This window comes from Microcoleus sp. OTE_8_concoct_300, from assembly GCF_031383065.1.
In the GTDB taxonomy this organism is placed as follows: domain Bacteria; phylum Cyanobacteriota; class Cyanobacteriia; order Cyanobacteriales; family Microcoleaceae; genus Microcoleus.
In genome coordinates this window covers 1-12,490 of sequence record NZ_JANMZH010000786.1, presented here as the reverse complement: position 1 = coordinate 12,490, position 12,490 = coordinate 1, and the positions used below count along the sequence as shown (strand labels likewise).

Genomic DNA, 12,490 nt, shown 5'->3' with positions numbered 1-12,490 from the left:
CATCTATAAAATCACTTAATTCTTGTAAATAGTGTTGCTCAGACATATTGCTTTTTTGCCGATTTCCAGTATACAAGTATTATTATACTCCCTAATTATTATAATTTATACAATTTTGCGACTCATTTAGGACTGCTATATGCGCTGATAATTAATGCTGAAATGCTGAAAGAGATGGCAAGATCCATTAGAGAGGGCGTTTTTGTTGTTATTTGTAACTCCAAGGGTGAGTTAATCTACCGTCATAAAGACTTGTTAAAGTTGGTGGGGGGCGATCGCCTTTTAGTAGAAGATATCGTGCTCAAGCGATCGGATATAACATCACCCTGCGGCGAAACGCCTTCTGTCTCGAATGCCCCAGTTTCACGTTCGCGATCGTCCGATTCTGTCACTGTGTCCGAATTAGCTTCGGATGTCTGGGTGGGGCGGGGACGGGTTGTTGATGAAAGGGGTGAGGGGATGGGAGGATTGGTGGTGAGTCTGTTCGATCGCGATCTCATGTTCGACGATCGGCTGGGAACCACTCAAACCGATGAGAATGGTGAGTTTAGTTTCACCTACCGCACTGAAGATTTTCCAGATTTATTTGATGCTCATCCCGATCTGTATTTGAAGATTTTGGATGCTGAAGGTAATACTCTCTACTCTTCTGAAGAAGCTGTGCGATGCGAAGCCGATCGAGTTGAGGTATTCGAGATTACTCTCCCCCAAAATTCGTAATTGAAATTTTCGTAAGTCCCATCCTTTGCGTCTGAGGAGGCGCTGAAGCTATGAGAGCAATTGCTACTAAACAACCGACCAATGATTCTGCCAAGCAGAAGAAGAATGGGGATAAGGGGCGATCGCGATCGGTTTCCCCCTTATCAACGGGAATGCCACTGTTGCAACGTAAATGCGCTTGTGGTGGCGGATGTCCGCGCTGCAAGGATGAACTGGGGATTCAAACTAAGCTGAAGATTGGTGAACCGGGGGATAAGTATGAACAAGAGGCCGATCGAATTGCCGATGAAGTAATGCGGATGCCAGAACCTCGTCAAAGAGAAACCCAACCCAAGTCAAGTTTAGGGATCTCATCTTCATCGATCGTTCAGCGACAAGTGGAGGGAGAGACTCAGCAGGAAAAACTGAGCCGTCCATCTCCTTTTCAACGTGCTTGTTCTGCTTGCAGTCGGGAAGTCAAACCCGAAGAGACCGAACCGATTTCCATCATGACCAAAGGTTTGGATGGTGGCAGTTGTGACTCGGTACCGGACGATGAGTCAATGATGGGGCAAGAGGACGATGAGGAGCTAGCAACAACGGCTATGGCGAAGCCTGCAACTGGCAGCTTGAACCGATCTGCTCATTCGCTGGAACGGCTTCTTTCCCAAAGCCGGGGCGGAGGCAATCCTCTATCGGGGACAGTCCGAAGTTTCATGGAATCTAGGTTTGGGCGAGACTTGAGTGTTGTGCGAATCCACACGGATCGAGATGCAGTCAGGATGGCAAAGGCATTGAATGCAGAGGCGTTTGCCAGTGGCAGGGATGTTTACTTTGGTGAGGGGCGGTATAGCCCGAGTACGACTACTGGGAAGCGGTTGCTGGCTCATGAATTGACCCATACGATCCAACAAAGCGGGAATTGGTCAACCGGACAGGAAGAGACTGTCCATCCCTATATTCAGCGATTTACCCTCAAAGGCTTTCCCCCAGCCGAAGAAGCGGCCATGAATGCGGCTGTTCCTGCTGCCATCGCGAAAGTCAAGGCTTGTTCTAAGCTCAGTTTGTATGGGAAGTTAGAAATTCCCGCGGCTCTGGACTTTGTAAGATACGATTATGTGCCAGACTTGGGGTTGTGCGGGTGGACATTTCCTTCATCCTGGTACATCAAAATTGGCAAACAGGCATTTGACACCAGCCGCTGTTGCGACCTGCCATCTACTCTTGCTCACGAGGCATCTCACACTGCTTTCTACACCGAAGGCAAGTCCAGAAAGATGGAATGCAATTGCTTTGGATGTAGTTGTTAGGTAATCGGCTCTCCTATGGAGCGATCGCTAATCAAACAGATTTAACTTTCCGAGGGGGTTTAGGGGAGCTAGCTGGAGGAGAAAGCGAATGCCAGTGCGATCGCTCGCCCGTAGGTTGGGTTGAAGCATAAAACCCAACATTTCCAAGACTTTTGCTGAATTTGTTTCCATACGCTAACAAGAGCACGATCGCCCATAAAAAAACCACAAACCCATGAGAACTCTTGCCACCAAACAACCAACGAATGAGTCCGTCAAGCAGAATAAGAGTGGGGAGAAAGGGCGATCGCGCAATCCCTCCCCCCTTTCGACAGGGATACCACTGCTGCAACGCCAATGCCCCTGTGGTGGGGGTTGTCCCCGTTGTAAAGAAGAACTGGGAATTCAAACCAAACTCAATATTAGCGAACCGGGGGATCAATACGAGCAGGAAGCCGATCGCGTTGCTGACCAGGTGATGCAACTGTCAGAACCAACCATTACAGTTCAACAAAGCGATAGTCGCCAAATAACTTCGGCAAGTCAATTACAGATTCAACGTGCTAGCTCATGTGGCAAAACACTGGATGGAACCGATCTCGGTCCAACCAATAAAACAAACCGTAGAGGTAAGGTACGTAAGCGCCCTCGACTTTGCAAAGAAAATTGGGATACTTCCCGGCTTAAGCTTGCACATGACACAACAGATCCTGATCTGCGCGCCATTAACAAAGGTGCTATTACGTTTTACCAGCCAGGAGATCCCTTAACCGAGTTATTCAGTGGTTGTAGTGCAGATTGCTTTCTGTTTCGGCAGTTTGTTAAGGTCAAGAGTTTTGAAGATGGAATCGAGTATCAGGGGTCTGCTTCTTGTGGGGGAATCATTCCCACGGGGGGCTCGAATGCATTTATAGAAGAGAGGGTGAATTGCTTTATCTCTGGGGCGGGGGGTACGTTTTCGTGGAATGACAAGCCGGGAATAAAATGGATACCAGGCAAAGCGATTCCCCAATTTGCAAAATTCGACTTTACTGTCCGAGTAATGATTTGGGATACCTGTTTGGGGATACCTAAGAAAGCGTTAGAAGGTCGAATCATTCTCCTCAAGAACGGACTCAATAAGCAAGCATTAGTAACTCCCTTTAAGCCCATTAATGTGAAATTTCCGTTCATTAGCCCATTCGCAAAATGCTGAGTGCGCTCGCTCGCCCGTAGGTTGGGTTGAAGCATGAAACCCAACAACCCGATCGCCCCTTCATTTACGCTCTAAGTTTTTGAATGCGATCGCTCCTGTAAAAATTGAGAGAATGGAGTGCTATGCCAGCAAAGGACATTTACCACAACACTGTTAAAGCTGCTTTGATTAAAGACGGATGGAAAATTACTCACGATCCATTTCGGATTCGTCTGGCACGAGGTAAAAATTTATTTGTAGATTTAGGTGCAGAGCGAATGCTTGCAGCCGATCGCGATTCAGAGAAAATTGTTCTTGAGGTCAAAACCTTTACACGAGCATTCGACATGAAAGATTTGGAAGATGCTTTAGGGCAGTTTGTCCTCTATGCCCAGTTGCTCAAACGCTACGCGGACGATCGCACCCTTGATTTCTGGGCAATGACGAGGTTCAGATGGAAGTGGTGTTCGCTCGCGATCGCTATTTCCTAGTCGAAACAGGTGGGTACGATTGAAAGTATTGGTATAGCGTATGTTTTTCGATGTGGCGGTGATTGGGGCGGGTATGGCGGGGCTGAGTTGCGCTCAACGGTTGCGTCAAGCTGGTTATTCTGTGGCGGTTGTTGAGAAATCTCGCGGCGCGGGGGGACGAGTCGCTACCCGCCGCGTACAGGGTACTAGGGCGGATCACGGGGCCCGCTATCTGGAGTCGCAAGGAGATGCGGTGCAGCGGTTAATTGAGGTTTTGGTCGATCGGCATATCCTAAAACTCTGGACTGATACTGTGTGGGAATTCAGACAGGGAGAAATGTTTTCCAGCCCTAATTCTTGTTATATCGCACCTGCTGGGATGAATGCTGTCGGTAAGTATTTGGCCCAGGATTTAGACATTTGGTTTGGCCGCCGCGTACAAGCTATTTCTACTACAGATAACCAAATGTGGCATCTTTCCCTAGAAGTCACCGACGACAATTTAGAGATACCTCAAGAATTGATTGCTAAGGCTGTTGTAGTAGCAATTCCTGCACCTCAAGCTTTAATGTTTTTGAATTCAGAAATCGGTTTGCAATCTGATTTTCTTGACAAATTGCGTTCTGTGGAGTACGACCCTTGCATTACCGTTATGGCTGGCTATTCTGCGACAAAACAGCAAGACTTAAGCAATCTAAATCCGCAGTGGCAAGCTGTTACTTTTCGAGATGATGCTGATTTAGCTTGGGTTGGTTTAGATAGTAGCAAGCGGCTTGAGTCGCAGCAGCCTGTGTTTGTGGTTCACAGCAGTGCTTCTTTTGCCGATCGCCATCTAGAATCTGCCGATTTGCCAACAGTCGGTCAAGAATTGCTCGATCGCACTTCTGAATATTTAATCCCTTGGCTGAAACAGCCGGAATGGTTGCAGGTTCACCGCTGGCGCTATGCTTTTTGTCGAAATCCTTTGCCTGTTTCTTGTTTGGCGGCGGAGGGGACTTTGCCGCTGGTTTGTGCGGGGGATTTGTGCGGCGAAGGTCAAATAGAAGGTGCTTTGCGATCGGGTTTGGCGGCGGCTAATTGGGTGAATTCTCAGTTGCAAAATTTGCCCTTAGATTCCAGCCTAAATTGGTAATGTGACATCCTCCCCCACCAAATCTTACGATTATGGTGGGGGCTTCCCAATTTCGCAATTGAGAGTTGCTGCCTCATAGGACTTGTACCCAAGTATCCTCCGCAGCCAGCAAACGCTAGTCCAAGCGTCCTTTTTGCCCGATTTAAAATGTTTATTCCAGAGTTCCAGTCTCGGTCGATAATCAATCCACAATGAGGACAATTATGAACTCTATCCTTGAGTGTTTTCTCGACCCGCTCACTACAACCAGAACATTCGATACTGGTTCCTCTAGGGTCATCTCCAATTGCCCACTTACCGCGTTTTACCGCAACTGCTTGCAGGATATTCAGGAAACTTCCCCAGGCTGCATCCAATATCGACTTGGCGAGTCGGGTTCTTGCCAAGCCCTTAATGTTCAGGTTCTCAAACGCTATCAAGTCGTACTGGTCACACAACCAATGTGCAACTTGATAATGAAACTCTTTTCTCTGTCTGGCAACATGCAGGTGGAGACGAGCAACCTTATTGGATTGTCGTTGGTGGTTTTTGCAACCCCTTTCCATCCGTGCCAGTTGCCGTTGATGACGAGCTAATTGCTGTTGAGACGAACGGTAAAACTGCGGAATCTCTACCGCTTGCCCGTCTGAGGTCGCCAAAAACTTCTCTAAACCTACATCTATGCCGACTGCATTCTTGATTTCATCGACTGGTAGCGGGTCAGGAACAGTCCCATCTTCCAGCGACAAACTCGCATACCACCCATCAGCTTTCCTGACTAAGGTAGCCTGCTTAATCGTGAACCCGTCCGGGATTGGACGATGCAGGATAACTTCAATCTCGCCAATTTTTGACAACTTGAGGATGTTCCCAACTAGATGCGCTCCGGCTTTTTGGCAGTTGACTCGTGGAAAGGTAAACGAGCAAATGTCACCCCGTTTCTTAAACCGAGGACGCCCACCACGTTTGCCTTTGTTGTCAGGAATCAACCAACGTTTCCAAGCCTTATCTAACCTCATTAAGTTCTGTTGTTGGCAATCGGCATAGATGTTTTTGTACTCAGGAAACAATTCTTTGGTTTGGCGTAACTCCGATGCTTGAGTGTAGTAGTCAACTTTGTCAGGAATATCACCTATCGGTTCAGACACAATACTGCATCGGTCAATCTGACATCGAGTGCGGCGTAGCCAATCCAGCCTTTGAGCCAGTGCGTAATTGTAATGTCTACGCAGTAACTCTCCCCAGACTTCCATCGTGGACGCCTGTTCAGGAGTAGGGCTGAGCTTGTACTGGTAGGTGATTAGCATATTGCTACTATACTGCATATAGCAATACAAAGTGAACCTATGAAAGCTATCACCTTTAGACTGCCAGAGCAAGAGTTAGAAACATTGCAAGCATACTGCGAACAGGAAGGAAGAAATCAGACAGATGTACTCAGAGAATACATTCGCAGTCTCAAAAGGAAGATTAAACGTGATGACAAAGATTAATTGGTCGCTTCCGTCCCTCCAGCAACCCGCCTATCCCCCATGCCACCAAACCCTACCGGGCTATGGTGGTAGTACCCCGGCGAAATTCTGATGGCTACCATTAAGGTATCGATTTTTCCTCTAACGCTATGATTGCCATCCCGTCTGGGTTTAGCCCGGAAGATTACCTTGCCCTCGAACCCGATAATACCGTCCGGCATGAATATCGGCGCGGTTTGGTGTACGCGATGGCGGGAGGTAAGCTGTGTTGCATCTAGATTGCCTGTGGTATTAGAGAGGGAGAGGGTCCGATGGGGATCGGGGGAGAGGATTTGACGATTTTTGATCGGGACTCGAAATATACAATTTAAATGCACAACAGCTTAGCGATGACCACAGCCGTCTCTGTATTAATTTTATAACTGCGATTAACCTTCTGGCGAACGAGATAAGGGGGTGTTGTCGCGTTCTTCGGAACTATCCCCACTGGCTAACTCGATCGCAATTATGGGCACCATATACTCGCGCCACAGCACGTAAGAGCGGCGAATTTCTCCATCTAATAGGGGCGGAACGTTGGGGACGTAGAACCAGTCAGGGGCTTCGGCTCCGCGTTCGGGTGGGTCGGTTTCACGCCAGTATATGCCGCCCGATTGCCCGATCGCATATTGTCCGTCGGGGTGAAGCGTTTGCAGTGTGCTTTCTAGGGAGTCGGTAAGCAGGATACTCTGGGGATGTTCTTGGAAGTTCTTTACGAACGTGCCGTCTGATTCTGGGAGTTGGGTGTGATCCGGGAAGGCGGGGGGCAACCCTGTCCCATTAAGACTTTGGGTCATGGCTGGTACGCGATCGATTCGCGATCGAACTGATGCTCTGTTATAGCCTAGCGATTGTCGATCGATTTGTGTAGCCCAAGATAGCGATCGTTCTGAAAAATCGAGCAATCGACCTACAAAAAAATGGAAAAATGGTGTAAAGTCCCACTTTTCCAAATTGTTATTTTTTTGCTGTTTCCTGGCGTTTTAACTCTTGTTCTTGCATCTGCAATAACTCGGGAACTGTTACGAAAATGTACCCTTCCTTTCTCAATCGAGCAATAATATCAGGTAAAGCTTTTACAGTTCTCGCTCGATTGCCGCCGCCGTCGTGCATCAGCACAATGCCCCCGGATTTTGCCTGCCTCATCACGTTGTCCATCAAAGATTCCGTAAGAGTCCGCCAATCAAAAGAATCAGCAGACCACATCACAACTGCATAATTTTTCTTTTGAGCGTAAGCTGCCAATCCATTGTTTAAAATGCCTCCGGGCGGGCGAAAAATCGATGTTTGGATGCCAGTCAATTCCTCAATTAAGGATGAAGTGCGATCAATCTCGCGAGCGGCACCGTCTTCGTTATACTTAAGGTATTGGTGGTTCCAAGTGTGGTTGCCGATCGCGTGACCTGCTGCTGCGACCTGTTTGCCAATTTCGGGATAAGCTTGCAGGTATCTTCCTACCCAGAAGAATGTAGCCTTAATATTGTTTTTCTTGAGAATCCCTAGGATTTGTTTAGTTGTTGTCGGCCAGGGGCCGTCGTCAAATGTCAGGGCGATCGCCTTGTGCTGGGAGTCGAGTTTCGCCTCACGAATGGTTGTACCTTGAAACTGGCCCGGTACGGTTGATTCAAAGCGCATTCCCTGCAATTGGGCTAGAGCCTGTTGGGAAAATTCAACTCGACGGGCGATCGCCTGTTTGAGGTGATTAATATTGGAGGTCGGCTTTTGTTCTTGCGACTGGGATACGGTCAAGACTTGGGCCTGAATCGGTTTCAATGGCTGATTTGCCCGCAAGTTAATCGGCAACGTCACACCCAGCAAAAAACTTGCTGTGGCGGCGATAAAAGCAACGATTAAAGTTTTTTGCCGCCTCAACAGCCGTTTCATTTTTATCACGTCATTCTCTCCTTCACACCTTGCACAGTTAATTCTAGATTTTATGTTGATATCAAGTTAATCAACTTTAGAACAATACTTCGGAAATTTTTTGATTGCCAACAGTAGAATAAGGGTTCCAGGACAATATGCTGGCACAGGACAAAGCTGACTACAATCTCAAAACCTAATTCCAATTGTGCGGACTCGTCGCAAAAGCTAAACCCGGTTTGGTTTCTTCGTAGATTTATCGTGACTCGCCGCAAAACTCGTAGAAACCGGGTTTTTAGCTACCTATGCGTGGGCCATGAAACTGTCCGAAGTATTGTTAAAAGATCATCTTAAATTTGATGGCACCTAAAGATGCTACTGCAAATGACCGATCGCGGGGAAGTCCGTCCGGATCAAAAAATTTAAGATTTGTGTGCAAGAAATCCCCTAACCCATGAAAACGGGGGATGGTTGACATTTTTGCCCAGCCGCCGGGGAACGGCGCTCAAATCCCGTTAATGGCACGTTATATTCTTAGGGACTGGATCCGCATCGGCCCGCGTCCCTACCGGACACTGCAAGTTGGTTTAACCTGAGATGTTGCACCGTTGTCAGCAACAGGCTTTCCGGCCTGTTCCACAAAAGATAAATTTTCTTGTGGAACAGGCCGGAAAGCCTGTTCATAAAAGGTTAATAGAGAATGGTGCAACATATGAGTTTAACCGGATTTGATATCAGGGGCGATCGATCGCCCGCCAGTCCTAAAATTAACTTTTAGAACCCATTCTCTCTTTGTACAAGCCGACAATCCGATCGATAACTTCAGCAACAGTCAGATTGTCTGTTTGAATTTCCACAGCATCGGCCGCTTTGCGCAAAGGTGCAACCTCGCGGGTGCTGTCCTTTTCGTCCCGTAGGGCGATGTCTTGTTCCAACTGTGCCAAGCTAATATTAGCCCGATCGGTGTCTTTAAGTTCTAATAGCCGCCTGCGCGATCGCTCTTGTACAGAAGCCGTCAAAAAAATCTTCAGTTCCGCATCGGGAAACACGTTAGTGCCGATATCGCGGCCTTCTGCTACAATTCCGCCTTTTATGCCGCAGCGCCGCTGTTCCTCCACCAGAAACTGCCGCACCGCCGGAATCGCCGCCATGGACGAGACGCGGGATGTCACTTCCAAACTGCGAATTGCCTCGGTTACGTCTTCCCCGTTAATCTTCAACATCGGGGACGCGGGATCGAGGTTGTATTCCAAATAGCTGGAACTGACTAATTCGGCGATCGCCCATTCGTCGGAAATCGGCGTGCCTGTTTTCAATGCCAGCCAAGTCAGGGCCCGATACATCGCGCCGGTATCCAGATAAAACAAGTTCAGAGCTGTTGCTGCAAGGCGAGTTACAGTAGATTTGCCAGATCCCGCCGGGCCGTCGATCGCCACAATTGGCCGGCGGTTCCTGAGAATTATATTGTCAATCAAGCGAGTAGAGCCGACTCTGGCTGCCACGGCTAAAAGTCCCACTGTTTCCACAACCTGCAAGGGCGTCAAAGTGTCGGGATCGACGAGTTCGGCGTATTCGAGCTGGACTGCGGGTTCTCCTGCGACTGCTGCGTGCGCGGCAGCGAGTGCGGCCGCTGCGGTGCGATCCCCTGAAGCAAAAGTTTTCGAGGCTTGTTGCAGGGCGCGGTAGAGTACGGAGGCTTGCTGTTTTTGCTCTACTGTTAAATACTGATTGCGAGAACTCATTGCCAGTCCCGACTCTTCGCGGACGATCGGACCTGCGACAATCTCTACAGGCAAGTTAAAATCAAAGGTCAGCTTCCGAATCATTGCTAGCTGCTGGGCATCTTTCTGACCGAAATAAGCTTTTGTCGGCTGCACCAAACTCAAAAGTTTAGTCACAATTACCGCGACGCCCTGAAAATGACCAGGCCTCGATTTGCCGCATAAAACCGATGTCATCGCCGGCGGCGGCACTACTTGAGTTAAGAATGAATGGTGAATCTCTATCTGTTTTTGGGCGGTTTTCTCTGTTTCTGTACGCGCGGCGAAGCTATCCCGTAGGGAATCGACCGCTTGGTTGCCGAACATTTCGGTTGCTGAGGGAGCAAAAATGACATCAACCCCAGCTTGTTCGCACAACAGCCGGTCTTGCTCTTGATTCCGAGGATAATCTTGAAAATCTTCTGTTGGCCCAAATTGCAGCGGGTTGACAAAAATGCTGACGGCGACGATCGCATTTTCTTGCCTTGCCCGCTGGATCAAGCTCAGATGTCCTGCGTGCAAAGCTCCCATCGTCGGCACCAAACCGACTGTCAAATGAGGTGCAGCAGACTTTTGTGAATTTAAGTAGCAGCGAAGTGCTGCAATGGTAGTAAACAGGCGCACCGGTAGAATCTCCTGAAGGCATTCGGCAGAATACAAAATTTATTTGTCAGAATTTGTTCGATCTGACATCTTGCACCACACTCAAGAACAGGCTTTCCGGCCTGTTCCACAAAGAATGGTGCAAGATGTCAGTTTTATCTAAAATGTTGCACCATACTCAATAAGCCTTTTCTGGGCTAGGAGCAACGGCCCACAAGAAATTCACTCTTTGTGGAACAGGCCGGAAAGCCTGTTGCTAACAATGGTGCAAGATGTCAGTTTTATTCTACTTTCTGCCTTCTACACTTCGGATAACTTTAAATGTATTCTGCCTGAGAGTACCGTTCACCGTCCCACAGTTGTTTGCTGCTGCGGTTCGATCACTTCGATTTCGACTCTGGCAACGCCGCTGCTCATCATTCCCAGCACGCTGGCGGCGCCGGCGGACAAGTCAATGAGCCGATCGCCCACATAGGGGCCGCGGTCATTAATCCGGACGATGACGGTGCGGCCGTTGTCAAGATTTCTCACCATGACTCTAGTTCCGAAGGGCAAGTGGCGGTGGGCTGCGGTCAAATCATTTTGGTTAAAACGCTCGCCGCTGGCACTGAGGTTGCCGTTAAAGCCTGGGCCGTACCAGGAAGCCCAGCCGCTGAGCCGCACTTGAACTGGGCCCAGAGACAGCACCGGGGGTTCTGGTTGGGGTTTGCCTGCGACTTCTTCCAGGGGTGGGGCGTTGCCCAGGAGCCTGCGGAGGCGATTGGTTGCTTGCAGGGCATCTCGGCTAAAGTCCCTGGTGGTGTCGGGGAGGATGGTTTCGGCGTTGATGTTTACCAAATCCTCGCCGTTTGCCTGGATAATGTAGCGATCGCCTTTTTCCCACTTAACGGTAATGCTGTTTGGATCGATGTTGTTGCGGGCTAGCTGGTTGAGTCTTGCTGCTAAGCTCGATGCCCGCCACACCGCATCGGGTTCTTGGTTGTTGGATTTGCTGGCAATGTTTCCAACTTTGGAATTTTCTTTGGCGCCCTCTACTTGCATCGAACTGCTAGCACCGACTTTGGTGTCGCCAGTTTCTCCGATTTTGGTGTTTGTTTCCGGACTGGCGTTCAGAAATGTGATGACTGGAATGTTTCGCACGTAGACTGTCGCTGCTTGTCGCCCGCCTAAGTCGTGTGGCTGAATTTTGGCGATCGAGTCTCGGTCAATGTCAGCTCTTGCTTGGTACTGATACTGTCCGACTTTTTGTGCTTCAACCCGAGTCGCGTTTAACTGCGGGGACGGTTGGGTGGAAATTACTTGCTTGGAAGCCTGAGAGTTTTGCTTGCCGGCACTTGTTGCTTGTGCGTGACAAGAGGATGCCGTTCCTACCACAGGAACTAACAGGACAGCGAGTAGACCACCAACAAATTTTTCCTTCATACGTCCATTTTTGTGAAGAGCCATTGCCAACCGAGATTGGAGGATTGGCCATTTGGCGGCGGGCCTCAAGGATTTCTCTCTTGCCCTTCGCCATTCCCCCGTGAGTCAAAGCAAAGTATCGGGGTGCGTTTTTGCTTTAAGGCTTCAGCCCCAAAAAAATTTGGCTGAAACTTCCCTGACACTTGACAACTCATACTCGATCCACAATTTGTGTGTTGTTCATGAACTGCAACAGACTACCACAAACTTTTGCGGTTGGGGATCGCTGCGATCGCGATTTTCACCAAATTCTCATCACATCTTCTCAGAGCCCTCTCTCATAAAATGCTTTACTTGCAGTGCTTACAGCCGTTTGAGTGATTCCCGAAAACTTTACAAAACTTTACAAAACTTTATTGTATTTTGTGGGCTGCCGAATGGCTAGTCTTAAAAAAGCTGTTTGTCAACTGTTAAGTAGTTAAGCAAAATTAATTACATAATTATCTCCAAACTCTTTAAGAATTTTTTCTACAGATGAAACAAGAGATTGCCAGCTAGAGTAGGCATCTATTTCGAGCCATGTATATTTGATAAACCGCCACAAAATTT

10 protein-coding genes and 1 pseudogene are annotated in these 12,490 nt (G+C 48.5%); 6 read left to right on the top strand and 5 right to left on the bottom strand.

Going from position 1 to position 12,490, the window contains the following annotated elements:
- The first annotated feature begins 174 nt into the window (after nt 1–174).
- From ACUVJL_RS35115 to ACUVJL_RS35095, 5 genes are all read left to right on the top strand, one after another.
- A complete protein-coding gene (locus tag ACUVJL_RS35115) occupies nt 175–720 on the top strand; it encodes a hypothetical protein (RefSeq protein WP_445250036.1) in 546 nt (181 codons plus the stop codon).
- A 50-nt stretch (nt 721–770) separates the two neighbouring features.
- Nucleotides 771–2,009: an eCIS core domain-containing protein gene (locus ACUVJL_RS35110; protein WP_445250035.1), complete on the top strand. Its 1,239-nt coding sequence runs from the start codon at nt 771–773 to the stop codon at nt 2,007–2,009.
- A gap of 214 nt (nt 2,010–2,223) precedes the next feature.
- A complete protein-coding gene (locus tag ACUVJL_RS35105) occupies nt 2,224–3,183 on the top strand; it encodes a hypothetical protein (RefSeq protein WP_445250034.1) in 960 nt (319 codons plus the stop codon).
- A 122-nt stretch (nt 3,184–3,305) separates the two neighbouring features.
- A complete protein-coding gene (locus ACUVJL_RS35100; protein WP_445250033.1) occupies nt 3,306–3,653 on the top strand; it encodes an element excision factor XisH family protein in 348 nt (115 codons plus the stop codon).
- A 40-nt stretch (nt 3,654–3,693) separates the two neighbouring features.
- A complete protein-coding gene (locus tag ACUVJL_RS35095; protein ID WP_445250032.1) occupies nt 3,694–4,764 on the top strand; it encodes an NAD(P)/FAD-dependent oxidoreductase in 1,071 nt (356 codons plus the stop codon).
- Here ACUVJL_RS35095 and ACUVJL_RS35090 read toward each other — a convergent pair.
- On the bottom strand, nt 4,722–6,050 hold the full coding sequence (locus ACUVJL_RS35090; protein ID WP_445250031.1) for an RNA-guided endonuclease InsQ/TnpB family protein: 1,329 nt from the start codon (nt 6,048–6,050) through the stop codon (nt 4,722–4,724). The two genes, ACUVJL_RS35095 and ACUVJL_RS35090, sit on opposite strands and share 43 nt — an antisense overlap.
- A gap of 39 nt (nt 6,051–6,089) precedes the next feature.
- Here ACUVJL_RS35090 and ACUVJL_RS35085 point away from each other — a divergent pair, with 39 nt between their 5' ends.
- A complete protein-coding gene (locus ACUVJL_RS35085) occupies nt 6,090–6,236 on the top strand; it encodes a ribbon-helix-helix protein, CopG family (RefSeq protein WP_332959953.1) in 147 nt (48 codons plus the stop codon).
- A gap of 410 nt (nt 6,237–6,646) precedes the next feature.
- Here ACUVJL_RS35085 and ACUVJL_RS35080 read toward each other — a convergent pair.
- The 4 genes and pseudogenes from ACUVJL_RS35080 to ACUVJL_RS35065 all read right to left on the bottom strand — a co-directional run.
- Nucleotides 6,647–7,051: pseudogene (locus tag ACUVJL_RS35080) on the bottom strand (Uma2 family endonuclease); the annotation flags it as partial.
- Between the two features lie 160 nt (nt 7,052–7,211).
- Nucleotides 7,212–8,138 carry a polysaccharide deacetylase family protein gene (locus ACUVJL_RS35075; protein ID WP_445250038.1) on the bottom strand — a complete coding sequence of 309 codons (927 nt, stop codon included), beginning with the start codon at nt 8,136–8,138 and terminating at the stop codon, nt 7,212–7,214.
- A 746-nt stretch (nt 8,139–8,884) separates the two neighbouring features.
- Nucleotides 8,885–10,501, bottom strand: a complete 1,617-nt coding sequence (locus tag ACUVJL_RS35070) for a bifunctional pantoate--beta-alanine ligase/(d)CMP kinase (RefSeq protein WP_445250037.1) — start codon at nt 10,499–10,501, stop codon at nt 8,885–8,887.
- Between the two features lie 324 nt (nt 10,502–10,825).
- On the bottom strand, nt 10,826–11,902 hold the full coding sequence (locus tag ACUVJL_RS35065) for a septal ring lytic transglycosylase RlpA family protein (protein WP_445250030.1): 1,077 nt from the start codon (nt 11,900–11,902) through the stop codon (nt 10,826–10,828).
- Between the last annotated feature and the right edge of the window lie 588 nt (nt 11,903–12,490).